Source organism: Acinetobacter sp. CAU_H_78, from assembly GCF_058599365.1.
Window position 1 is genome coordinate 453,275 of the sequence record NZ_CM178652.1, and the last position, 24,112, is coordinate 477,386.

The following is a 24,112-nucleotide window of genomic DNA, read 5'->3' on the forward strand; positions in this document are numbered from 1 at the left end:
AAACGTAGTTTAAGCGTTTTTAGAGCGGTTCGTCCAACCTTGATGACGTAACAAAGCATCTATTTTTGGCTCGCGTCCGCGGAAATTGATAAATGCGTCAAGTGCTGTATCTTTTCCGCCAACTGCTAGAATTTTTTGTCTAAACTGCTTTCCGGTTTCAGTGTTAAAAATTCCTTCTTCTTCGAAGCGATCGAAGGCATCACTGGCCAAAACTTCTGCCCATTTATAAGAATAATAGCCCGCTGCATATCCACCCGCGAAGATATGACTGAAGCTGTGCTGGAACCGGTTATATGGTGTAGTGGGTAAAACGGCGTATTTTTCACGAATCTCGTTCAAGGTTGCCTGAATCTGTTCAGCATTCAATGCCGGATTGGCACGGTGAATGGTCAGGTCGAATAAAGCAAATTCCAGCTGACGCAAAGTCTGCATACCGGACTGGAAGAAACGAGCATCCAGCAAGGCTTTTAACAAGTCAGCAGGTAAAACTTCCTTGGTTTCGATATGTTCGCTGAGCAGGTTTAAACTGTCCTGATCCCAGGCCCAGAATTCCATAAACTGGCTTGGTAGTTCGACAGCATCCCAATCCACACCATGTGTACCAGCCACGGCAATATTGTCCACCTCTGTCAGCATATGATGCAGACCGTGACCAAATTCATGAAACAGGGTAATCACTTCATCATGAGTCAGTAGTGCAGGGCGGTTACCCACAGGTGGAGTAAAGTTTGCCACCATATAACAGATCGGTTTTTGCAATCCTTCAGCAATTTGCATGCGTGAACGGAAGCCACTCATCCAGGCACCGCCACGTTTGCCCTGACGTGCATAGAGGTCAAAATAGAAACCGCCAATCACTTCGCCTTGGTCTTCCAGTTCAAAATAACGCGCATCTGGATGCCAAACTGGCGCTTCACGTTCAACCACCTGAATGTCATATAAACGTTTCAGGATGCTGAACAGACCTTGCAAGATTTTTGGAGCCGGGAAGTAGGGTTTTAGCGATTCCTGAGACAGATTAAACTGCTGCATTTTCAGCTTTTCAGAATAGTAACTGCTGTCCCAAGGTTTTAATTCAGTAATACCATCTTCAGCAGCAATCGCTTTCAGTTCAGCCACTTCCTGTTCAGCAGGCGCACGGGCATGTTCCGCCAGATCACGCAGGAATTCATCCACAGCTTCGACGTTCGGTGCCATTTTGCTGGCCAGTGAATATTCGGCATAATTATTAAAGCCTAAGAGTGCTGCCATTTCCTGACGTAATTTCAGGATTTCTTCCATGCTGGCTGTATTGTCAAATTCAGTCTGTTCGGACTGATCTGATGCGCGCGTGGTATAGGCTTTATAGAGCTCTTCACGCAGGCCACGATCTTCGGCATGAGTCATAATGGCCAAATAAGATGGAAAATCTAAAGTGGCAACCGGTTGATCCAGTTCACGTTGCTGGCCATATTGTTTTAACAGTTCAATATTGCTTTCAGACAGGCCAGCTAATTCTTCTTCCTTAAGCGGTCTGAAGTAAGCTTGAGTTGCATCCAGTACATGGTTGGAGAAATCTGAGGAAAGTTGTGACAAACGTGCAGAAATTTCTGCATAGCGTTTTTTTGCTTCACCCTCTAGAGCCACACCTGACAATTTAAAGTCACGTAGCGCCAGTTTAATTGCACTTTGCTGAGCTTCCGGCAGTTCATTGAAGACCGGTGCATCCTGTACATGTTGATAGGTTTGATAGAGCGCTGTGTGCTGGCCTAGCTGGGTATAGTAATCACTTAGGCCCGGTAATAATGCCTGATAGACATCACGGGTCTCATTGTTATTCATGACTGCGTTCAGATGCGACAAAACGCCCCAGGACTCGCTCATATTATTTTCTAGCGTATCAACCTGTTTCAGAACCGCAAGTTGTTCCTGGACAGTATCAGGTGTCTGGGTCAGTTCATTTAGAAATTGCAAACCTTGCTGAATGCAGTTTTCAATTTTTTGTTTAAGATCTGCCAGGGTAATCTGATCAAATTGTGGAACGGGTAAAGTTGCTTTTTCTAATGTCATGTCGTTTCTGCCGAAGTCATTTCCTATGTTAAATCTAGATGTAGGGCTTATTGGCAGGGAAATCAAGCATACGACGGTATTATTTATTCGACTTCAGGCTGGATATTGATTCGTTCAATCTCATGCACGATGCTGCCTAAAGTACTTGTTGTAAGCTTAAGCTGTAGTTCAACGGATTTATTTTGATAAAGCTGAAATTCTGAAACAGATAGCTCCATAACCGGTAAATATCTATATTCTGTGTCAAAGGCATAAGAGATATGATTTCGAACACCTTTGAATTTCCTAGCCTGAGTAGTAATTGAAATACTGTTAGTTTCGCCTGTCAGCTTCGTATAAAGATATGGTGGATACATGGTCAGATTAATCCAAAGTGCTGACATCATGATCGAAGGAAAGATAAAAAGACTATAAAATTTGGGCCGCTTTCTGAAATTACGCCAATGATAAGGTGGAAACCATAAACCATGCTGTTTGAGTCTGAAAAAATACAGCAATATCCCAATATATATGACACAGCTTATAATCAATGCAAAATAATTCGTAAGTGGCGTTGCTACGAAATTAAAATACTTGAGTGCAATAAAGTCACTGAAGATCAAAATTGTAAAAATTAGAATCGCATAGATATGCAAATGTTGTTTATTATTTGATGCAATAAGCATGATATTTTTTTAATCTTTATTTAACTGAATTATAAAATAAAAAGAGCGCCGTAGCGCCCTTTTTATGATCATCAGAAATTATTCAGTCTTGACTTTTGCATTCGACTTTTTCTTTTTGATCTTGGCTTTTTTCTTTACTTTATCTTTAGCCTTTGCTTCAGACTTTCCTGCAGATTTTTTAGCAGGCTTTTTACTGTAGGAACTGGGCTTGGATTTGTCTTTTTTGCGTCGTATGGGCTGTTCTCCATCATCACTGGGCTGGGCTTTTTGCGCACGCTCATGATTATTGAAGACTTCCTCTTTTGCTTCCGGACGTGGTGCAGGTTTTTTTTCTGCGACACGTGGAGCACGGGCGCGAATTGGACGACCCGCATGAGTCAGTTGCTGGATCAGTTCAAAATCAATTTTGCGTTCTTCCAGATTGACTCCTGCAACCTTGATCTTGACTTCATCACCCAGACCGAAGATTTGACCGCGGTTCTGGCCGACCAGACTCTGGCTGCTTTGATCAAAGACAAAGAAGTCATCGCCCAACTGGCTCACATGCACCATACCATCGACATAGAGGTCTTTCAGTGTGACAAACAAACCAAATTCAGCCGTAGCACTGATAATTCCGACAAACTCTTCACCAAGATGCTGCTGCATATAGTGACATTTCAGCCAGGTCGTTACAGAACGAGATGCTTCATCGGCACGGCGTTCTGTTGCTGAGAAATGCTCACCGGCATCATCTAAAGAGGCACCTGAAATTGGATATGGCTTTTTATTCAGATGGGCTTTGATAGCACGATGTAATAACAGATCGGGGTAACGACGGATCGGTGAAGTGAAATGCGTATAAGCATCATATGCCAGACCGAAGTGACCATCATTCTTCGCGCCGTAGTAGGCCTGCATCATTGAACGTAACAAGACTGCATGAATACTTGGTGCATCGATCCGGTCTTTAGTTGCTTCAATAACTTCCTGATAATCTTTCTGGGTTGGCTGTTCCGGAAATTTCAGACCGAGGAGCTTAACGAAGTCACGTACTTTCTGGATACGTGAAAATTCTGGTGGTTGATGCACACGGTACAGCATTGGAATTTCATTTTTCAGTGCATATTCCGCAGCAGCCACGTTAGCCAGCAACATACATTCTTCAATCAGCTTGTGCGCATCATTGCGGGTACGTGGCAGAATTTCATTAATACCGCTCAGCTCATCGAAGGTCATATAGGTTTCAATGGTTTCGAATTCCATTGCATTACGTTCAGCACGTAAGCCTTTTAGAATCTGATACAACTGGAACAGGGTGTTCAGTGATTTACGTACACTACGATCTTCAGTGATTGCTGTGCTATCACCTTCAAAATACTTCGCGACCTGGTCATAAGTCAGACGTGCCTTGGAATGCATCACTGAAGGGTAGAATTCATACCCGGTCACTCGGCCAGCTCGTGACAGTTTCAGGTCACAGACCATGCACAGACGGTCGACATTCGGATTTAATGAACACAGGCCATTAGAGAGTGCTTCAGGCAACATTGGTAAAACGAAGTGCGGGAAATACACGGATGTCCCACGTTCTTGCGCTTCATCATCCAGCGGTTTGCCCGGACGTACATAATGACTCACATCAGCAATCGCCACGACGACACGATAACCACCGCCCGGACGTTTTTCTGCATAGACCGCATCATCAAAGTCACGTGCATCTTCACCGTCAATGGTGACAAGCGCTAAATCACGTAGATCGACACGGCCTTCACGGTCTTTGTCAGAAGGTTCTTTAAAACTTTCCGCTTCTTTCAAGACTTCTTCAGGAAATTCATACGGCAGGCCATATTCCAGAATCGTCTGTGGAATGATGATTTCGGTATCGGCTTTGTCTGCCATCGACTGCACAATATGGCCAGTCGCAAATTCTTCTTTGGTTGGGTAGGTGTCAATCGCCACGCGGATTGAATCGCCGACTTTGACCTTGGCATGCTCGATCAGCTCTTTTTCTAGAGTAATTGGCTGATGTGCATTTGGATTGGCTGGCTGAACAAAGTATTCACCTTCATATTCAGACACTTTACCAATGATCTGTTTGACACGATGCTGCAAGACTTCAGTAATAAAGCCCCAGGCTTTACCTTTGCGATCTACTGAGGTCTGACGGACTTTAACACGGTCACCGTTAAAGACCTGACGCAATTCACGCTCAGGTAAGAGCAGGTCATCTTCACCTGAAATATTGGCTGTGCCGCTTCCCTTGGAGTTGATATATACCGTTGCTTCATGCTCAGGCTGTTCCGCCGCGATCTGGAACTTGTAACCGTCTTTCATCAATTGCCCGTCACGTACCATCGCAATCAGACGATGGCTCAGGGCATCAATACTTTTTTGATCGGCAATTTCAAAATATTCCACCAGGTCAGCATGGGACAGGGCAGTTTTTTCTTCTATAGTTTCGAGAATCAGGGTACGGCTTGGAATAGGGTTGTCATAACGTTCGGCTTCAGCTTTTGCTTCAGGATCGACCCAATTTTTCATCATATCTTTAAAGTGTCCTTGGAGATAGGTTTAGCATAAGTCATGTCAGTGCAGACTGCACGTAAATGATTGCAATAATCTGTTTAAGTTTTCGATTTTTGGCTAATTTTAGATAACTGGAAATTTATCGGGTTTTTCAGGACTTAAATGACTAAAAATAGGGAAATTGTTTAAAAAGTATTTAAACGAGCAAAAATATGCAGTTTTTTTTCAAGCTGTGCTTGCAGTGCTATGCCGAAATTTGTATTATGGCGGCACGTTACGGTGAGATGGGTGAGTGGCTGAAACCACGTCCCTGCTAAGGACGCATACGGGTAACTGTATCGAGGGTTCGAATCCCTCTCTCACCGCCACTTTACTTATGTCGCGCTCATAGCTCAGCTGGATAGAGCACTTGGCTACGAACTAAGGGGTCGGGAGTTCGAATCTCTCTGAGCGCACCAATAAGTAAACCGGAAAATAACGCAGTCTATAAAGACGACACAAGTTACGCGCTCATAGCTCAGCTGGATAGAGCACTTGGCTACGAACTAAGGGGTCGGGAGTTCGAATCTCTCTGAGCGCACCAACTTGAACATCGAAAGATGTAAAATTGACAAAGAACCGCATATGTTGCGGTTTTTTTGTGCCTGAAATTTGTGAACATTGATAGATGTGTGTTTATACTGAAAAATTAAAACTATAAAGATAATTAAAATGAATAAAAAAAAGTTAAAAAAATATGTCTTCAGCAGTTTTATCATCTACCACATATTACTATTGATCTTCTTTCTACTTACTTTAAATTCTGATTGTAATATTTTGATAGCGAGTAGTTGTAACAATGTGGATTTAATCTACATTATCTTAATATTTCCTTGGATTATTATTGCTGTTTTGATACATGAAGTGCTAGTCAATATTTTTTGACTCATATGATCTGAAATTTTGTTTAACTTTAGACTTAAATAATATAAAAAATGTATAAATTTAAAGGGTTTTATTTATGCTCAAAATATCCAGTCGGTAAAATATGATTAAACTTGTTGGGCTTTTAATCAAAAAGCAGCGTTATGCTTAAATACTAAACACTCGTACGTAAAATTGCTTAAAAGCACTTAACAAAAGCTGAAATTCATATATAATGCACTTCATCAAGACGTCGCGCTCATAGCTCAGCTGGATAGAGCACTTGGCTACGAACTAAGGGGTCGGGAGTTCGAATCTCTCTGAGCGCACCAATCTTGATAAAGAATTCTGAAAAAACCGCACATTGATGCGGTTTTTTTACGTCTTTAGTTTTTAATTTTTCATATAAAAAACCAATAATTAGAAATGAACTTAAGACTTTAACTTTTGTTGTACTTTCAGTGCGTAGACAGTATTGCCACCAACAGCCGGCAACATGTCATGATAGGGAAGGCTGCGCATGGCTTTCAGTAAGAACGGTGCCTGATCATGAATTTTCATGGAACTGGTGATCTGGAATAGCGTTCCCTGAGATTGCGGCAAAAGCTTCATTCCACCCCGTACAAATTTTAAATCTCCGCCATTGGCATAGAACTGGTTTTGTAAGGTATTTGGCTGTTCAAAACGCATTTTAAAATTAAAGGGAATCTGAATGACGCCCAAGCCGACTGATACCTTGTAGTTGGCATCAATACTTTGCGGGTTGACTGGGTTCAGTTCCACTTTTTTGATTTGTCGTGGAAAGAGTTTCTGGCTGGCCTGAGCCGATAACCAGGGCTGCAGCTTCTCAGTCGGATGCGAGAAATATTGATAGGTGGTACTGAATCTTAGATTTTCTGAACTTTTACCGGCCTTGACCTGATAATTGGGCAAAATAAAGCTGACAGGCTGTCCTGATTTTTGACTGAGCTGGGCAATTTTCTGGGTTTGCTGATTACTGAGCTGAACCCGGGGCACTGCCGTATTTAAAGCTATGGCAGCAGGATATCTAAAACGCTGCTGTAAAGCTTCAAGCAGAAAGGCATTAGTGCCAGCAGGAATGCCGAGTTTGGCTTCCGGCAGGGCATTCAGGATCTTGCTAAATAGAAAACCTTGCGGCTGGTTTAGATCGCCCCATTGCGTCACCGTCACTAAGGTTTTATTGGGACCCAGTGCAAACCATTCTAGCTTTCCGGCCCCATAGGGAATTGGCGCATCCAGAATTAGTGTGCTGATACTGTTATTTTCCAGATGATGCTGCATTACCACAGTTTCTTTAAAGTTTAAGACTGGAATTGGGGTAGGAATATGTACTTGATATTTGACTTGCTGAATGCTCCCTTGCTGTTCAATCACTTTGGCGGATTTCAGGGTCGGAAACAGGCCAACATAATTCGGATAATGTTGCAGTAATTTTTCGACTTGTGCTTCAGATGCAGGCAAGACCACAGCCGCACTATAAAACTGGGATTTGCTGCTAGAAGCCGTTTTAAAAGTCGGTAAATGGGTTTTGCTGGCAGGATGTGCATAAATCAGGATACGCTCGCCAGTGAGTTCAGCCAGTTGTTGAGAATTGCCCTGAAATACATCAAGACTGCTTGGCAGATTAGGGGTCCATGGCGTTATTTTTGCGAAAGCCGGTGAGATTGCACATAAGGTACTACTCATCAGCAAATAGGGGATCAATCCTTTCATCCAATATCCTATTGTGTATTTTTTGTTTTAATGATGATTTATTTAAAACTAAATTTAGTTATTTCCAAAGCAAAGTTATGTAATTGATAGCATAAGCCATGAGTTTCAAGCATATTTTGATATAGTATGGATCAGGATTTTATATTTTTGATGTGATGCTATGACTGAGTCAGCACCAACTTTATCCACCCGTTATTATCTCACTTTAGAAGAATCTCAGGATGGATTTGCTCTGGCCACTTTTGGCAAAAAACAGATTTCACGCTTTCTGACGCCTTTGGTCAGTATCGGGATTATTATCTGGGGCTTTTCAATGGGACTGAATGGGGTTGGCCGTTATTATGTGGCATTGGGTGCCTTCTTCCTGATTTTACAGGGCATCATGCGCTACTGGTTCCTGCCGATGATGTTTAAGCGCCAGTTTGTAAAATATCAGTTTGGAAAAAGTGAACAGGGCATTGACCTGTTTCAGGACTATGCAGAAATTTTCAATAACGGACGTAGCAAGGTCGTGCATTATAATGAAGTACAAAGTTTTGCTGTCGGCAAGCTGACCTATATGCTGGAACTGAAAAACCGTACAGTGGTGATTGTGCCAAAACGTGCCTTTAAAGATGGTGCCGAGCAAAGCATTTTCGAAAATACCTTTAAGAAATAAGACAGATCAAGAACAGGAAAGAGATCATGAGTACACGTCCATCAAAAATTGTTTGTGTCGGTCGCAGTTATGCTGACCATGCCAAAGAGCTTGGAAATGCGGTACCTGATCGTCCTGTGCTGTTTATCAAGCCACCGAGTGCTTTGACATCACTGGATGCTGGTATTGAATGGAATCCGGACTGGGGCAACTGTCATTATGAGTGTGAACTAAGTTTGCGTATTGACCGTACCTTAAGCAAGGAAAATGATCCTGCCAAAGTTTTGCAGGCAATTGGCGCTGTGACTTTAGGTCTGGATCTGACCTTACGTGATCTACAAGATGATCTGAAGAAAAAAGGTCAACCTTGGGAACGGGCCAAAGCTTTTGATGGTTCTTGTGTACTCGCAGACTGGGTGCCAGTAGGTGATGTGATTGCTGACTGGAAAGATGTGCACTATAAGCTGGAGATCAATGATGAGCTGCGTCAAAAAGGCGATACAGCTTTATTGATTTTTGATATTGCGACTTTATTGGCCGACATCAGTCAAGTGTTCACACTGGAAGCAGGTGATGTGGTCATGACCGGTACACCAGCAGGAGTGGCAGCCTTACAATCGGGTGATCAGTTGAAAATGACCCTAAAAGGCCAAAATCAGGATTATGTCTGGACGACATTTGTAAAGTAAGACCGGATTTTTGAGATCAAGGAGCCGAAGGGCTCCTTTATTTTGTTTAGAAAAGTGTAATGAGCAAGGGATAATTTATCAGACTGATCAGGCACCGTTGCCATTCAGTTTCTAGATATAAATTGGATAGCGTCTAAATCGTTTTTTATGCATCACTCTTTTTGCCTGAATCACCCCATCGTGTGTCTATTTTGAAGTATATCTTCTACTTCTGAAAATTTTATTGTGTAGCGGCTCCAATCAAGAACAGGAATATATTTGAATCATCGTCAGGCACTAGATGTTAAAGCATCTGCCATTATGTTTGTACTATGTATGTTGTGGGTTTGCAGCAGGTCGTACTGAAATGGGCGGCCAGTGATATTTCTGCCCTGATGCAAATTGCATTACGTTCAGCCTTATCTGCACTTATGGTTTATCCTTTAATTCAGCAGAGTGTACGCCGTCAGCTTTGGAGTGCACGATACTTGTCTGCGGGTTTACTGGTGGGTGTGCTGTTTGCCGCTGAATTTTATCTGGTGGGTGAGGCGCTGCGTTATACCTCAGCTTCGCATACCATTGTCTTGCTCTATACCGCACCGATTTTTGTGGCTTTAGGCTTGCACTGGAAACTGCCAGCGGAACGTTTGTCTCATGTGCAATGGGGAGGAATTTTCCTTGCTTTTAGCGGTATTGTAGTGAGTTTCGTGCTGCGTCCACAGACAGGATCTGCTCTACAACCTCATGCCTTATGGGGAGATTTTCTGGCATTACTGGCTGGTGTATTCTGGGCAGCCACGACCGTGAGTGTACGTCTGAGCTCGCTGGCTGAAGCACCTGCAACCCAGACCTTATTCTATCAATTGCTGATCGCTGGCATGGTGTTGTTGCCTTTGTCCTTTTTGACTGGGCAAGCCAGTATTCAATGGACAACTTTGTCGATTTCCAGCCTGATTTTTCATACGGTGGTGATTTCCTTTGCCAGTTATCTGATCTGGTTCTGGATGCTAAAACATTATCTGGCTTCACGTTTAGGGGTGTTTTCCTTTTTAACCCCAGTATTTGGCATGCTGTTTGGCGTATTGATTCTAAATGAACATATCGAGATCAATTTTATTGTCGGGACCTGTATGGTGATGCTGGGCGTGATTCTGGTGAGTTTACAGGGATGGTTAAAGAAACCTGAGCCTCAGATCAAGACTCAGACATCTATATAAAAAACCGGTCAATGAAAATGACGACACTTAGTTTTTGGATAAGTATAGCTTTAATGAAAGCAAGGACGATTATTTGCTGAAAATCAAATCAATCTACTTAAATTTAATCCTCTCAAAAGAGAGGATTAAACTTATTTACTGCGGAACAGTTCTGATAATGGAAAATTGAGTTTTTCTTCCAGAAACTGATCAGTTTCATTCAGTTTAGGTGAGAACTTTTGCATCCAGAGATCATCAGTATGCACATCAGTCAGATGCTGTTTGCGCGGTAAAGGATAAGGAAGCTGTAGATAAAAATTCCAGAAGCTGACCTGATCCAGATCGCGTACCAGCACATATTCATTATCATCCGTGCGTTTAATCAGATTCTGTTTTTCAAACATGCTGACATAGCTTGGCCAGCGTCCAATTTCATCCCGTCCTAAAACTTCCAGTGCCTGTGCTTCACTGATACTTTCACCAGTTTTCTGCTTTTTATAAAACAGTTCTAATAGATCCAGTAACATGACGATCGGATGACGCTTATTGTCTTGCCCAGATTCGAATGCAGTCAGGGCATAGCTGATTTCCACGCCCAACAATACAATAATCCAGGACAGGTAAATCCAGAGCAGGAAAATAGGGACAGCTGCGAAAGCGCCGTAAACAATTTCATAACTGGTAAAGTTTGACATCAAAAAGCCGAACAGGTTTTTCAGCAGCTCAAATACGATGGCACTAAACAGGCCGGCAATAAAAGCAGATTTGAGCGGTACACTCCGATTGGGAATAGTCCAGTTCAGAATAAAAAAGCCAAGCACGGTCAGAGAAAAAGATATTACCCAGAGAATAAAGGCGCCATCCAGTTCATAACCGGCAAAGTTATTACTGAGAATATTCATGGAGGCTAAAGTAGAAGAAATCACAAAGGCGCTGCCCAGCAGAATTGGACCGAGTGAAATAATAGTCCAGTAACGCATAAAACCGATAATGCCACCGCGGGTTTCAGTCACACGCCAGATCCGGTTAAAGACCGTTTCGATGCTACTGAGCATCAGTACTGTGGTGATGAATAAGAAAAGAATACCGATAATAGTTAAATTGCTGGACTTCTCCGTGAAGGCATTGAGCGCTTTATCGAAAGCAATCGTTGTTTTAGGTAAAAAGTTACTATAAATCAGCTGTTGGAGCTGTTGTCGTGCCGGTTCCAATGCCCTGATTGAAGAGATAATGACCAGAAACACGGTCAGCATTGGAACTACAGCAAACAGGGTGGTATAGGTCAGTGAACCGGCCTGCTCACGACATCGGTCAGCCTCAAAACGCCGTAGTACAAATAAAATAAATTGAAACCAGTGTTTTTCATAAAAAGGTAACTTCTTTAAATATTCAACGATCATGCGCTTTCAATCTCAATTTTTTTATTCATCATGAATTTTCATTCTTCAGCTTACCCAAAAAAGTTGCGAAATACCGTATAGTTTTATTTTTTTAAGTAATGAATAAGAACTTTATGCAACCTTATGTCCTTGTTTTATATTACAGCAAATATGGCTCAACCAAAGAAATGGCACATCTGATTGCGAATGGTGTTGAAGCAGCAGGGATGGCTGTAAAAATTCGCACTGTTCCAAATATTGCGACGGTGGTGAAAGAAGCAGAGCCGAGTATTCCGGCAGAAGGCGATATCTACTGTACTTTAGATGATCTTGCCCAGTGTGCTGCTTTGGCATTAGGTTCACCCACCCGCTTTGGGAATATGGCTTCAGAAATGAAATACTTCTGGGATCAGACCACCAGTTTATGGCTGAATGGCGCTTTGCATGGTAAGCCAGCCTGTGTTTTTACCGCGTCAGGCTCAATGCATGGCGGACAGGAAAGTACTTTACTGACGATGCTACCGCCATTGTTTCATCACGGTATGATGATCATGGGATTAAGCAATGCAACGCCAGCGCTGTCCAATACTAAAAGTGGTGGTACACCTTATGGTGCTAGTCATGTGAGTGGCCCGCGTCATGACCAAGGATTAAGCCAGGATGAGAAAATTTTATGTGAAGTACAGGGCAAACGTCTGGCCGAAGTTGCTTTAAAACTCCATCAGGCTTAAGGCTTTAATTAAAAAGGAAATGGAGAATCAGCTTCATTTCCTTGATTTTATTAATCTTCTTTTTGATCTTTTTGATCTTTTTGATCTTTTTGATCTTTTTGATCTTTTTGATCTTTTTGATCTTTTTGATCTTTTTGACTGAATCTATGTTTGCAATTCAGACACTGATAATCCAGAAACAGATTGCGATCTACAGAAACGCCTGCTTTTTTACCTAAGAAGTTTCCGACCACGCCTCCAGTAATGCCTACGCTGATTGCGCCTACGAAGGTTCCCACCGTGCCGCCTACAATTACCCCTAAAGGACCTGCGACCGTTCCAATGGCAGCGCCAATTGAAGCGCCAGAAGCTGCGCCACCCACTGTGCCCGCAGTGGCACCAGCTGAGGTCATTAAAATACCACCAATTTTTTTCAGATTCTTTTCGTGATCGCGTAGCTCAATTTCCGTTGAACCACATTTAGGACATTGCATAGGATTTTCCATCAGCGATTAGTATTTATTCATTTTAAGCAAATGTGTGACATGGGATCTTACTTAGACCAGCAGCTATCCAACACATCCGGCTCAACAGTATGTAGGTTCTGAATATTGAAGTCAGGAACATTTCATACCAATTTGATTCTAGTGGAATTTTATTCAGAGAAGTTTAGCTGAGTTGTAAATACATGCATTTTCCACTTTTATAATTTTTTTAATCTATGGGGTGAACAATATGCAGAGCTAAAGCATGAATATGCTTTTTTTAGGGATTTAGTCAGGCATTTCTCTGTTTGAATAGTTTTGAGCCGTGGCTAAATATAAGAAGAAGTCCGTGGTCATGCGAGTATATAAAGACAATTGGCATATTGAGACGAAAAAATATCTATAGAACAGACTTTCTTTATAAATGCCTTTCAGGGTAATTGATTAATTATATTTTATTTAATATGTGATATTTATTATTATTTCTAGAAATGCTAATAAAATAAAAATTTACGACTTTATAAAAATAAAAAGGAAGAGAATATTAATTATTTTAAGATTAATTTTTTATTAATTTAAATATTTAAAATATATTATTTAAATCAAGTTTATTAAATGAATTTTATATTCATTATTTTTCTTAATAATAATTTATTACAAATCACAAATTATAAACAAATTTATTTAATTTTAATAAAAACATAAGTTTAAATTTTTATTTAAAAATAAAAAATATGTGAATACGGATAATTTCTTTATTTTATTTTTTTATCTGATTAAATATTTTTTAGATAAATTAGATCTTATTTAAAGTAAAAAACTAAATAAACATTTTGAATCAGAGGATATTAATATTATGAGAATATTGGCGATCAATATGGGTTTAATTTGTTTATGTTTTTTAAGTAGCGCTTATGCAACCTCAGATGAGTGGAGTCAGCGTTGGAAAGCATCAGCAGCACGTTCTAGTGAAAATTTGGTTCAAGCAAACCTGATCGAACTTAGAGAGTCGGATTATTATTCTGGATTAGGAAAACCACGGTGTATAGCACCTCAACTACCTCTATCGGTACAGTAAATACGCCGACTAATAATATCAACATAGAGGGTTCGGATAACAATATAGATATTGCAAGCGAGCTTCTAAATGGAGCTCCTGTAAATTCGAATACCAATCAAAATACCAAACAGTGTCCTAACTTAAGTACCAGACAGGGAGAATCAGCATGCTGAATTTTCCATCCAGAAGAAAGATTTCTTTTGTGAGCTTACCGGTGCTTTTGAGCTATTTTCTAACTGGGTGTACTGGTTTGGCCCCCTCCAATAAGAAACCGGTGAAACTGGTACAAGGACCTCCTATTACCGATATTTTTACTCCTTTTGATATGGCTTTATCCTGTTTAAAAGGACAATTACGTAATGATGTCAGCTTCTCTGTAGGTGCGATTTTGGATCAAACCGGCAAAGATGTGGTGACCAATGGTGGTAGTGGGAAAATGGTCACTCAAGGCGCTGGAGATATGGTGCAGTCCGCTTTATTTCAGGCGGGAGTCAACTTAATGAACCGACGTGATCCCCGAATTATTGAAAGTGAAGCCAAGTGGGGGATTCGGGATCCAAGACAGATTCAGGCCTCTGATTATTATGTGACTGGCAGTATTAACAGTCTGGATTTTATTCCGGGTGGTGGATTTGATATGCAGATTGCGGGTGTTGGCCCGAACTATAGTCAAACCCGTATTATGGTTGGTCTGGATTTATCTCTTACCGATACACGTACGAGTAAAGTCGTTGCGAATGTATCGCTGCAAAAGCAGATTGCTGCACAGGATTATGGCGTTAGTGCAGGGCGGTTTACTGGACGTACCTTGTTAAATGTTCAAATCGGTAAAGGAGAACGTGAGGCGACTAATTTTGCTTTACGCCAAATGTTGAATCTGGCCACTTTTGAATTACTCAGTCAGGTTGTTCCACCTCCTGTCTTTGCTGGTTGCCGTGCACAAATACCACCTGAATATGGTCAGCTCAATCTGACACGAAGTTCTGTGGCTCTGCATAAGTACAAAAAAAGTCAGGAGCAAAACAGTATAGCGTCCAGCACTGCTGTTCAAGAATCAGCTGTAACAGAATCTTCTTCATCCAATGAAAAAAATAAATCGACCAATTCACCGAGTAAAGATACGAAGCCACCTAAAAACAAAGAATCCGAGGTGATTCAGAATACTGAAGCAGATCCTGAAATGAGTAAACAAGATTTAATTAAATATATCAGTAAGAAAAAAGCTTCGTCTTCTTCAGGTGTAGTAAAGAACGAAAAAGATTCGCAAGAAATGAATTCTAAAGAAAAAGAAGAGGAGAAGGTATCCATGTTGTGGGATGCCAATCCTGAAGTTATAGAAAATTACTGGTCAAGTTCTCAGCGAGATTAATTGACCAGTAAATATGGGCTCGCTCCCATTATGAGAAAGAAATACTGAGCGAGAAGTATTTCAAAGCTAAAAAAGGAAAAACAACGATGAAAAACACGATCAAAACAATCGCTTTATCCGTCGCTTTCCTGTCTGGTGCAGGTATGGCATATGCTCAAGATGATGAAACACCAACTGAAGTAACCGTAGATACTGGTTTACAAGCGACCTTGGAGTCGATCTCTCAGCAGGTGGAAAATGGTTCTGCCTTGAATCTTGCAGTAAATACAGGTGATGTTGATGCCAGCGTCGATTTACAAGCATTAGGAGAGGTATCAAGAGAAGCACAGGATGCAATTAGTTCAATTGAGGGTACGATTGAAACTACAGCAATTGGTGCCGCGAATACAGGTAGTATTACACTAGAGCAAGGTAGCTTTAATCGCGTGATATCAGATGTATCAGATGAGACATATAACTATGACTACAGTGAAGTTACCAGTGCAACTAATAACTCAGAAACTGTAGAAGAGCTCTCAGAGGTTGCTGATAGTTCAGACATCTCAGAAGTGGTGAGTACTACACTGGCGACCAACTATAGTGAGCAAATCAATGAAACTTTAAGTAATTATAGTGCAGCAAATATTGCTTACAATGCAGGTACCATTGATGCATCTGTAAGTGCAATTGCAGAAGGAACTCAAACTGCTGTTAACAACAGCATCACAACTACCGCCATTGGTGCTGTTAACAGCGGTAGTATTACTGTGACTGTCAAATAGTTTATTGTTGAAAATAAACCAAGGGCCTAACTATTGGCAGATAGTTAGGCCTCTTATTTTATAATAATATCAGTTTAAATTGTTGTTATTTGTCGGATAATAAATTCTTAAGGCTTGAGCTGTATTGAAATTTCATAAGAAAAAGTCGAAGTACAACTATTTATATGCAGTCGAAAATAGATAGTTTTATAGCTATGTTTTAGTTATTCCTAACTAACCGAAATTAAAAAAATCCAATAAAAAAGAGTGCCGAAGCACCCTTTAAGATATTCATTTGTAAATTTAATCTCGAACAAATTCGACAGTACCATTCGCTAAAGATTTCACACGCGCTAGTGATTCAACGCGGTAACCTTTTTCAAGTAACAGGTCACGGCCTGGTTGGAATGATTTTTCAATCACAATCCCGATTCCTACCACTTCAGCATTCGCCTGATGAATCAAGTCAGCAAGACCAAGTGCTGCCTGACCATTTGCCAGGAAGTCATCGATCACTAAAACTTTATCAGTTGAGCTGATGTGTTTATTTGAAATGGCAATCGTGCTTTCAGTCTGTTTGGTAAATGAAAATACTTTAGAACGGTATAAATCATCTTTTAACGTGAGAGACTGGTATTTACGTGCAAAGATTACTGGAACACCAAGCTCCAAGCCTGCCATGACTGCAGGTGCAATACCCGATGCTTCAATAGTAATAATTTTGGTAATACCAGCATCTTTAAACAGACGCGCAAATTCCTGACCAATTTGCTGCATCATGATTGGATCAATTTGGTGATTTAAGAAAGAATCAACTTTCAAAACTTCTTCAGATAGAACGATACCTTCGGCTAAGATTTTCTGTTCTAGTGCGTGCACGGGAGAATCCTCAAGAGCAGGTGCTTTTTAAAGCAAAAGCGTATTGTAAAAAGCACCCAAAAAAAATCAAGCGAAATTCACCAAAAAACCTTAGTTCGTTTTACCGTTATAGCCGGTCAGCAGTAAACCGTAAGAGGTTTTCTTATCGACATGCGATACTTTAACTGGTAAGTAGTCCAGTTTCGGTGCTAACCAGAAAGTAGTTTCACGGCCTGGTTTGTTGTGTTTAATCACTACTTTAATGGTACTAAATGAACCATATTTGGTGCTCACCGTTTCTGTACCTTGTTTGACGAATTTACGGCCTTCTACCTCTTTGGCATCAGCAATGTAGTAATTCGATTTTAAACCACCATTTTTCAGGTCTTCACGAATCTGCAATTCAGCATTTAGCTCATCCAGTACATCTGCTCTCCAGGCAAAAGAACGTTTTTCATCATCCTTCTTGGTACTGATTGTTTTGCTAGACGGATTAAAGTTGATACTCATGGTATTGCTATGCACCAGAATCTTACTGGTACGGCTGAAACTGCTTGAACCAATCTTGCCATTATTAAAAGTGAAACGGCTGGTTTCAGTTGCCGAAGCTACACCACCTGCTTTAGCTGCAAAAACATAGGTCCAGTTATTACCAGATTTGCTCAAGGTACGGGTAGCAGAACCCATATTTTTTCCATTATAGCTAAACTGATAATTGGCCTGGAAGGGCGCCATGGCGAAGGTCTGGGTGGATAAACCAGTAAGTACCATTGCGGTAGTCAAGCCTGCAGTCACACCTAAAGTTTTGAATACAGTTTTCGCCATAAAAAATTGTCCTGTGTAATTTCAGATAAAATTGATCACTTTCTACTTTTTATTATTTGGTCAAAATATGGAAAATGAAGGGAGATTTTCAATAAAAATGTATATTTCATGTATTTACTGGTGTGTTTGTTTAGATGTTGAATTACACACAGTTTAAGTCGGTTCTTTCTGTTTGATCGGTGTGACTTTATTGTCATCCATGTCGTCTTCGTCCCATTTCTCTTCTTTTTCCTGAGAAAGCTTTCTGAACAGGGCTGCAAGATTCACATTACCGATTACCACCAGTTCAGCTTCACGAAGTACTGCATGGTTCACATGAACCTTACCTAGCGTCTCAATCACCGAGCGGTTTTTACCTAACCAGCGATTCAGATCCAGATGCAATAAATCATCTTTTACTTTAATGACGCCGAGTTTTTCCAGAATCATGCCAAGAGGATCCTTGTGCAGTACGCGCTGATAGAAAAACAGGGCAAAGCGCACACCCAGTTTATAAAAGACATTTGGATATTTAGCTTCAATCAACTGGGTATCACTGATCTGTTCAAATACGATGAGCTGCGTATTCTTATTCAGCTCCATTTGCACCAGTTTTAAATCAACCGATAAGGTCACATTCAGACCTTTATAGTCCAGCGTAGCATAGAGTCGTAACCAGTCATCATGCAGATCGGCATGCAGATCTTTCAGCATGGAAACATTGTCAGTAACAAAACGTTGAAATGTCGCATTCAGGAAAACTTGAGACAAAGGGAATTCGCGTTCATCCTCAATAAATCCTTCCGCCTTTTGATACGCCTGGCGAATTTTATTAGAAATATTGGAAATTAGCGTTTGCATCTTTAAGCATCCTGGCAATTATATGTTTTAATTCGAAGTGTATCTTGTCGAATTGTATAAAAAATACAAGAGTTTCAGCTTGCAGTTTAGCAAAATAAATAGCACCATTTTTAGGATTTTAGTTATGTAACGTTGAAGATTTGATGGGTTTGGCATTTTTAAAAGAAAAATGCAAAGCCGTTTATTTTTTAATTTTTAAAAATGCTGTTTGGGGGATGAACTCAAGTCTGGGTTCGTAGCGATGAGATCAACCATGATATTAATGCCTCTGGTCAAAGCCTGGTGGAAAGATCCAATTTTTAATAGCGCCGTATTTGCAGCTGTTATTTTGCACGTGATTTTTCTCACGCTGGAATTTGGTATACCACAAGATCAGGAGAGCATGACTAAAGAGATTGCGGTCAGTATTCGTCAAACTGATGAAAAAATTGAGCATGCAGATTTTCTGGCTCAAACTGACCAGCAAGGTTCAGGCAAATTTCGTGAAGCACATCGTATGTCGAGCGATATGCCTGCACCGTTGATGGAGCAAAAGACCGGAGAAGAGCAGCAAGAAAGTCCGGACATGTTGCAGCAACAGCGTGAATTAAGCTTTGAAGAAAAAGTACTGATGACGACTTTAAGCTGGCAAAAACAGGCGGAAGAAAATCAGCGCAAAAAAATGCAGGAACAGTTACAAAGTCAGTTTCAGGCCAAAGCCGCTATGGTAGCCAGTCTGGAAGCCCAATATCTGCAACGACAACAAAACTTCAGTCGTCAGCAAAAAATTAAAACCGTAGATGGCATCCAGTCCAAACAGGATGTTTCTGCGGCTTATCTGGAAAAATTCCGTCAAAAAGTAGAGTTCTATGGTAACCGCTATTATCCAGACGCGGCTAAACAGCAGAATTTGGCAGGAGAGGTGCGCTTGATGGTGATCCTGAACCAGAACGGCGGAATCCGTGCAATTCGCTTAATTGACAGTTCAGGGCATAGTTTGCTAGATGAAGCTGCAAAATCTTCAGTACGCAAGGCAGCACCGTTCGGAGCATTTGATGCCAAGATGTCGGATATTTCCGAGCTACGAATCATTCGAACCTGGCGCTTTGATCCAGCTGAAGCAGAGTTTGAGGTGCGTTAATCGGGACGCTTCGCCTGTATATAACTACCTTGCTGAGTTCCATCGTCCCAGACCACATTTAAATGGTTTTCATCTATGGCTAGATATTTGGGAAATATCATCAAGTCCTGGTACTTTGGATCTGCTTTTAAGCCAATACACTCTTTATTTTGCCACCATGTTCCTTCGGCAAATTGATCCAGAGCACCATAGGCCAGATACCATTTAAAGGTACCATCTGCTTGCAGAAGCAACTCCGAACCTAATTCCATAACTCCGTTTAAATAATAATGGCCTGCCCATGAGCTTTGGTTCTGTTGAAATTTGAGTTTTGGGCACATGGGAATTGAGTGGGCATAAAGTGGTGAGCACAGCCAGGGAGAGAAAATGAGTAATGCAGTCGAGAACAATCTTTTCATTACGTTCTCCTAAAATTTTTGAAGCACAGTTCTTCGTTAAAGTTCATTATGTGCTTATGTATTTCTGGAAGAAATCATGAATGCGTAAGCAGATATTTTTTAAACTCTGTATCCAAGAATAGACCAAGAAAAAGATAAATAAGGATCGATGAATATTTAATTTAACTGTGCATCATAGCGCCGTAAAATTTCACAGACTTCTACTCTGAAATATGTATACCAGCTATTTTTCCCTAACTCTTGAGCGGCCTGATGTTCAGCATCTGCATGCCAGGCGCGAATATCATGAAGACTGTTCCAGTAAGAAAGCGCAATTTCCTGAGTACCTTCGGTTAAGGCTTCAAAATACTGGCAATAAAATTGTGAAAGGGCTCTTTCTCTCATTCGCTGGGCTGTTTCAAAATAACACTGATCTAATTCTTTAATTTGCGCTTTGAAAATCACGACATATTGCATAGTAGTTTTTATTTTATTTCTTTAGTTGAGCTTATTATGAAGTGAACAAAATAAAAAAAAGCGAGCCTTAGCCCGCATTTTAATTGTTGATATTAATCTCTTTCCAGATAGGGGTTGGTAATACCCAGTTTGTTCAGAATCTCGATCTCAATGCCTTCCATTTCTTCAGCATCTTCCTCTGAAGTTTCATGGTCATAACCCATCAGATGCAAAGTGCCATGTACCAGCATATGGGTGAAATGGATCAATGGAGCTTTGTCCTGTTCAGCAGCTTCACGCAGCACTACTGGAATACAAATCACCAAATCACCGATCGGGAAAGCATCCAGAACCTGTGCCATTTCATCTGGAAGTTCGCTTGGAAAAGACAGGACATTGGTCGGTTTATCCTTGCCGCGATATTCCAGATTAAGTTTATGACTTTCATCATTATCGACACAAGCAATGCCAATTTCACAATCACTTTGGGTACCGATATGGCGCAAAGTGGTTTCTACAACTTTTTTAATATAGGCACGTTTCAGCACCAGTTCTGGTGACTGAAAGTCCTGTTGCAGGGAGAGACTAAGTTTCAACGTGAATCCTTAAAAATTAAATAACAATGCAGCTTTAATGCTGTGCATCAGCCGCAGCATCATTCTCAGCGATCAAGGCTTCCTGACGGGCTTTACGCTCGGCACGAGCCTCAGCGCTTAAACGCTGCTGTTCACTGTCCCAGCCTTCATAGGCTTCAACAATTTTCTGAACCAGCTGGTGACGCACGACGTCACGAGAATGGAAACGGGTAATATGAATTTCAGGAATTTTATCAATCACACGTAAGGCATGAGCCAGACCAGACTGCTGACCACGTGGTAAGTCCACCTGAGTCACGTCACCGGTAATCACTGCACGTGAACCAAAACCTAAACGGGTCAGGAACATCTTCATCTGTTCAGGTGTGGTGTTCTGGGCTTCATCCAGAATTACAAAAGAATGATTCAGGGTACGACCACGCATATAGGCGAGAGGTGCAACTTCAATAATCTGACGTTCGATCAGCTTGGCCACTTTCTCGAAACCAAGCATCTCATACAGGGCATCATAAAGGGGACGCAAATACGGATCGATCTTCTGGGTTAAATCCCCCGGCAGGAAGCCAAGTTTCTCACCTGCTTCAACTGCGGGACGAACCAGTAGGATACGCTGGATTTCATTACGCTCCAGCATATCTACAGCGGCTGCAACGGCGAGATAGGTTTTACCGGTACCTGCAGGGCCAATACCAAAGGAAATATCACTTTGCAGAATACGCTGTACATAACGTTTCTGGTTAGCACCGCGCGGGTTGATCCGACCTTTGCGCGTCTGCAGCCAGACATTGTCCAGACCGGTATGTTCCTGTTCTTCCAGGTTCTCCTGGAGTTCACGATCGGTCTGGCTACCTTGAATCATCATATGCAAGGTATCTGCACTGATCTGCTGGCTGTGTTCAGATTCTTCATGAAGACGTTGCAAGAGCATTTCGGCTCTCTCAACGGCATCGATTCCACCATCGATAAAGAAACTTTCACCTCGGTGGGAAATTTTGACGTCTAAACGTTGTTCAATTTGTTTCAAATGACCGTTATAGGCACCTAAGACGGCTTGTAAACGGTCCATCGAAATTCCAGGAAAAGCTACTGTACGTCGAATCGTTGCAGTCAAGAGTGTTCCTTTTAGAAGTGTACGTTATATGCTCTACATTACGCCACGTCAGGCTCAAGATTCAAGAGTTCTCCGTAAACTAAATTTAAAGTTTTAATTTCGGTAATCTCGATCTCTGCAAAGCGTCCTACCCACGCTGCATCGCCAATAAAGGTGACATAACGGGTATTGTCTGCTGTACCGACCAGAACGTTCGGATCTTTATCAGAAACTTTCTCAACCAGTACACGTTGAACTGTACCGAGCATGGCATCTGTTTTACGGATACTCGACTGTTTAATCCAGTCCTGTACTTTGGCCAGACGTTCTTTTTTCACCTGTTCAGGGGTGGTATCTTCCAGCTCTGCGGCAGGGGTGCCCGGACGTTTTGAATAAACAAAACTATAAGAGTGGTCGAAATCTAGATCCTGAATAAACTGATAGGTTTCTTCAAAGTTTTCATCGGTTTCGCCCGGGAAGCCGATAATAAAGTCTGAAGATAAATGCATGTCTGGGCGAACTTTACGTAACTTCTCGATTTTCTCGATATACACATCAATGGTGTGGTTACGCTTCATCGCCTGCAATACATCATTGGAACCGCTTTGTACCGGCAGATGCAGATGTGACACCATCTGTGGCAGGTCACGGTAGCACTGGATCAGATCATCGTTGAATTCTAGTGGATGCGAAGTGGTATAGCGAATACGACCAATACCTGGAATTTCTGCAACCAAACGTAACAGATCGGCAAAAGTACAGATTTTTCCGTCGAAGGTCTCACCGCGATAACCATTCACGTTCTGACCGAGCAGCGAAATCTCACGCACGCCTTTTTCAGCCAGACCGGCAATTTCAGCCAAAACGTCATCTAATGGGCGCGATACTTCTTCGCCACGTGTATATGGAACTACACAGAAAGAACAGTATTTTGAACAGCCTTCCATGATCGAAACAAAGGCCTTATAACCTTCAACACGCGGTTCAGGCAGGAAGTCAAATTTCTCGATATCCGGGAATGAAATATCAACCAGTTTAATTTTTTCTTTTTTCGGTTTTTCGACCTGCTCGAAATGCTGGTCCAGCATTTGCGGTAAACGGTGCAGGGTTTGCGGCCCAAAAATCATGTCCACATAATTGGCACGTTTCTGGATATTGTCACCCTCCTGAGAAGCCACACATCCACCGACACCAATAATTAGGTCAGGATTTTTTTCTTTCAGCTTGCGCCAGCGTCCTAATTCTGAGAATACTTTTTCTTGTGCCTTTTCACGGATCGAGCAGGTATTCATCAGCAGAATATCCGCTTCTTTAGGATCAGTGGTCAGCACATAGCCGTGGGAATCGCCCAGCAGATCTGCCATACGGTGACTGTCATACTCATTCATCTGACACCCTTGCGTTTCGATATACAGTTTTTTAACTGAACCATCGATGGCTGGGGTGTGCGCTGGCTGGGTAACAGTGTTTTCTGAGGCAGCTGGGGCACCATTCGGAATGAAGGTTTGAACCGTCATGTAGGCTCCTACAAGGTAATACGTCGAAAGAGTGAACGAATAATCCATTTGCATAAACAAACGGCTAAATAAAAATTCAATTCACGTTCTGAAATCTTTAAAAGGCGCATATTTTAGCAGGAAAGTCGCTTAAACTTATAGCCTAAAATGCGGCTGGGAAAATATTGATTTATGGACAAAAAGTGTCTGAAAATTAATATTGTCTAATCATAAGGTTACATAAGTGAACAATACAGTGGGTTATAATTTTCCGGCTAACTCTTATGATAGGCAACAGGGGCTGGGCGAAAAATCGATGATAGAAGGCAAATTGATGTTTAAACACACTAA

At 41.4% G+C, this 24,112-nt stretch carries 20 protein-coding genes, 4 tRNA genes and 2 pseudogenes; 12 read left to right on the forward strand and 14 right to left on the reverse strand.

The genetic code is table 11. From position 1 onward, the window contains the following. Positions 1-9: 9 nt before the first annotated feature. The 3 genes from AC4MCD_RS02215 to rnr form a co-directional block, all read right to left on the reverse strand. A complete protein-coding gene (locus AC4MCD_RS02215; RefSeq protein ID WP_491876518.1) occupies positions 10-2,049 on the reverse strand; it encodes a M3 family metallopeptidase in 2,040 nt (679 codons plus the stop codon). A gap of 83 nt (positions 2,050-2,132) precedes the next feature. Then, entirely contained in the window at positions 2,133-2,405 is a 273-nt protein-coding gene (locus AC4MCD_RS02220; protein WP_491876519.1) for a hypothetical protein, read from the reverse strand. Positions 2,406-2,792: 387 nt separating this feature from the next. Beyond that, complete coding sequence (gene rnr / locus AC4MCD_RS02225; RefSeq protein WP_491876520.1) at positions 2,793-5,240, reverse strand: ribonuclease R; 2,448 nt, start codon at positions 5,238-5,240, stop codon at positions 2,793-2,795. Between the two features lie 260 nt (positions 5,241-5,500). Here rnr and AC4MCD_RS02230 point away from each other — a divergent pair. The 4 genes from AC4MCD_RS02230 (at position 5,501) to AC4MCD_RS02245 (ending at position 6,457) form a co-directional block, all read left to right on the forward strand. Continuing rightward, positions 5,501-5,590: transfer RNA gene (locus tag AC4MCD_RS02230), tRNA-Ser, on the forward strand. Between the two features lie 13 nt (positions 5,591-5,603). Then, a tRNA-Arg gene (locus tag AC4MCD_RS02235) sits at positions 5,604-5,680 on the forward strand. Between the two features lie 48 nt (positions 5,681-5,728). Then, positions 5,729-5,805, forward strand: a tRNA-Arg gene (locus AC4MCD_RS02240). A gap of 575 nt (positions 5,806-6,380) precedes the next feature. Next, positions 6,381-6,457: transfer RNA gene (locus AC4MCD_RS02245), tRNA-Arg, on the forward strand. A 100-nt stretch (positions 6,458-6,557) separates the two neighbouring features. Here the strand turns inward: AC4MCD_RS02245 and AC4MCD_RS02250 are convergent. Further along, positions 6,558-7,859: an SRPBCC family protein gene (locus AC4MCD_RS02250; RefSeq protein ID WP_491876521.1), complete on the reverse strand. Its 1,302-nt coding sequence runs from the start codon at positions 7,857-7,859 to the stop codon at positions 6,558-6,560. A 160-nt stretch (positions 7,860-8,019) separates the two neighbouring features. Here AC4MCD_RS02250 and AC4MCD_RS02255 point away from each other — a divergent pair, with 160 nt between their 5' ends. The 3 genes and pseudogenes from AC4MCD_RS02255 to AC4MCD_RS02265 all read left to right on the forward strand — a co-directional run bounded on the left by AC4MCD_RS02255 (position 8,020) and on the right by AC4MCD_RS02265 (position 10,381). Continuing rightward, positions 8,020-8,517: a YcxB family protein gene (locus AC4MCD_RS02255; RefSeq protein WP_419364187.1), complete on the forward strand. Its 498-nt coding sequence runs from the start codon at positions 8,020-8,022 to the stop codon at positions 8,515-8,517. 26 nt (positions 8,518-8,543) lie between these two features. Next, positions 8,544-9,185, forward strand: coding sequence for a fumarylacetoacetate hydrolase family protein (locus tag AC4MCD_RS02260; RefSeq protein ID WP_180025515.1), 642 nt, complete (start codon positions 8,544-8,546; stop codon positions 9,183-9,185). Between the two features lie 258 nt (positions 9,186-9,443). Continuing rightward, positions 9,444-10,381 (forward strand): annotated as a pseudogene (locus AC4MCD_RS02265) (DMT family transporter). 131 nt (positions 10,382-10,512) lie between these two features. Here the strand turns inward: AC4MCD_RS02265 and AC4MCD_RS02270 are convergent. Next, on the reverse strand, positions 10,513-11,760 hold the full coding sequence (locus tag AC4MCD_RS02270; protein WP_419374474.1) for a YihY family inner membrane protein: 1,248 nt from the start codon (positions 11,758-11,760) through the stop codon (positions 10,513-10,515). A gap of 113 nt (positions 11,761-11,873) precedes the next feature. Between AC4MCD_RS02270 and wrbA the strand changes: the two genes are divergently transcribed. Beyond that, the gene (gene wrbA, locus AC4MCD_RS02275; protein ID WP_419364190.1) at positions 11,874-12,470 is read left to right on the forward strand and encodes an NAD(P)H:quinone oxidoreductase; all 597 of its coding nucleotides are present in this window, start codon (positions 11,874-11,876) and stop codon (positions 12,468-12,470) included. A 50-nt stretch (positions 12,471-12,520) separates the two neighbouring features. Here wrbA and AC4MCD_RS02280 read toward each other — a convergent pair whose 3' ends face one another. Then, a complete protein-coding gene (locus tag AC4MCD_RS02280) occupies positions 12,521-12,955 on the reverse strand; it encodes a hypothetical protein (protein WP_171431289.1) in 435 nt (144 codons plus the stop codon). Positions 12,956-13,790: 835 nt separating this feature from the next. Here AC4MCD_RS02280 and AC4MCD_RS02285 point away from each other — a divergent pair. The 3 genes and pseudogenes from AC4MCD_RS02285 (at position 13,791) to AC4MCD_RS02295 (ending at position 16,124) form a co-directional block, all read left to right on the forward strand. Continuing rightward, positions 13,791-14,167 (forward strand): annotated as a pseudogene (locus AC4MCD_RS02285) (hypothetical protein). After that, entirely contained in the window at positions 14,161-15,363 is a 1,203-nt protein-coding gene (locus AC4MCD_RS02290; RefSeq protein WP_491876522.1) for a CsgG/HfaB family protein, read from the forward strand. Before AC4MCD_RS02285 ends, AC4MCD_RS02290 begins: the two are co-directional and overlap by 7 nt. An 86-nt stretch (positions 15,364-15,449) precedes the next feature. Beyond that, on the forward strand, positions 15,450-16,124 hold the full coding sequence (locus tag AC4MCD_RS02295) for a hypothetical protein (RefSeq protein ID WP_419364193.1): 675 nt from the start codon (positions 15,450-15,452) through the stop codon (positions 16,122-16,124). Positions 16,125-16,406: 282 nt separating this feature from the next. Here the strand turns inward: AC4MCD_RS02295 and AC4MCD_RS02300 are convergent, their stop codons facing one another. The 3 genes from AC4MCD_RS02300 to AC4MCD_RS02310 all read right to left on the reverse strand — a co-directional run bounded on the left by AC4MCD_RS02300 (position 16,407) and on the right by AC4MCD_RS02310 (position 18,626). After that, positions 16,407-16,982, reverse strand: a complete 576-nt coding sequence (locus tag AC4MCD_RS02300; protein WP_005233791.1) for a xanthine phosphoribosyltransferase — start codon at positions 16,980-16,982, stop codon at positions 16,407-16,409. A gap of 90 nt (positions 16,983-17,072) precedes the next feature. After that, complete coding sequence (locus AC4MCD_RS02305; RefSeq protein WP_373686180.1) at positions 17,073-17,732, reverse strand: DUF3108 domain-containing protein; 660 nt, start codon at positions 17,730-17,732, stop codon at positions 17,073-17,075. A gap of 207 nt (positions 17,733-17,939) precedes the next feature. After that, complete coding sequence (locus AC4MCD_RS02310; RefSeq protein ID WP_312210164.1) at positions 17,940-18,626, reverse strand: hypothetical protein; 687 nt, start codon at positions 18,624-18,626, stop codon at positions 17,940-17,942. 262 nt (positions 18,627-18,888) lie between these two features. Between AC4MCD_RS02310 and AC4MCD_RS02315 the strand changes: the two genes are divergently transcribed. After that, the gene (locus tag AC4MCD_RS02315) at positions 18,889-19,746 is read left to right on the forward strand and encodes an energy transducer TonB (protein WP_419364231.1); all 858 of its coding nucleotides are present in this window, start codon (positions 18,889-18,891) and stop codon (positions 19,744-19,746) included. On the opposite strand, the gene AC4MCD_RS02320 is transcribed toward AC4MCD_RS02315, so the two are convergent. The 5 genes from AC4MCD_RS02320 to miaB form a co-directional block, all read right to left on the reverse strand. Beyond that, positions 19,743-20,144, reverse strand: a complete 402-nt coding sequence (locus AC4MCD_RS02320) for a hypothetical protein (protein WP_491876523.1) — start codon at positions 20,142-20,144, stop codon at positions 19,743-19,745. The genes AC4MCD_RS02315 and AC4MCD_RS02320 overlap by 4 nt on opposite strands. Before the next feature lie 156 nt (positions 20,145-20,300). Further along, positions 20,301-20,600: an antibiotic biosynthesis monooxygenase family protein gene (locus AC4MCD_RS02325; RefSeq protein WP_491876524.1), complete on the reverse strand. Its 300-nt coding sequence runs from the start codon at positions 20,598-20,600 to the stop codon at positions 20,301-20,303. Between the two features lie 92 nt (positions 20,601-20,692). After that, a complete protein-coding gene (gene ybeY, locus AC4MCD_RS02330; protein ID WP_419364199.1) occupies positions 20,693-21,175 on the reverse strand; it encodes an rRNA maturation RNase YbeY in 483 nt (160 codons plus the stop codon). 34 nt (positions 21,176-21,209) lie between these two features. Continuing rightward, the gene (locus AC4MCD_RS02335; protein WP_004786823.1) at positions 21,210-22,286 is read right to left on the reverse strand and encodes a PhoH family protein; all 1,077 of its coding nucleotides are present in this window, start codon (positions 22,284-22,286) and stop codon (positions 21,210-21,212) included. A gap of 38 nt (positions 22,287-22,324) precedes the next feature. Beyond that, positions 22,325-23,782 carry a tRNA (N6-isopentenyl adenosine(37)-C2)-methylthiotransferase MiaB gene (miaB, locus tag AC4MCD_RS02340; protein ID WP_419364202.1) on the reverse strand — a complete coding sequence of 486 codons (1,458 nt, stop codon included), beginning with the start codon at positions 23,780-23,782 and terminating at the stop codon, positions 22,325-22,327. Between the last annotated feature and the right edge of the window lie 330 nt (positions 23,783-24,112).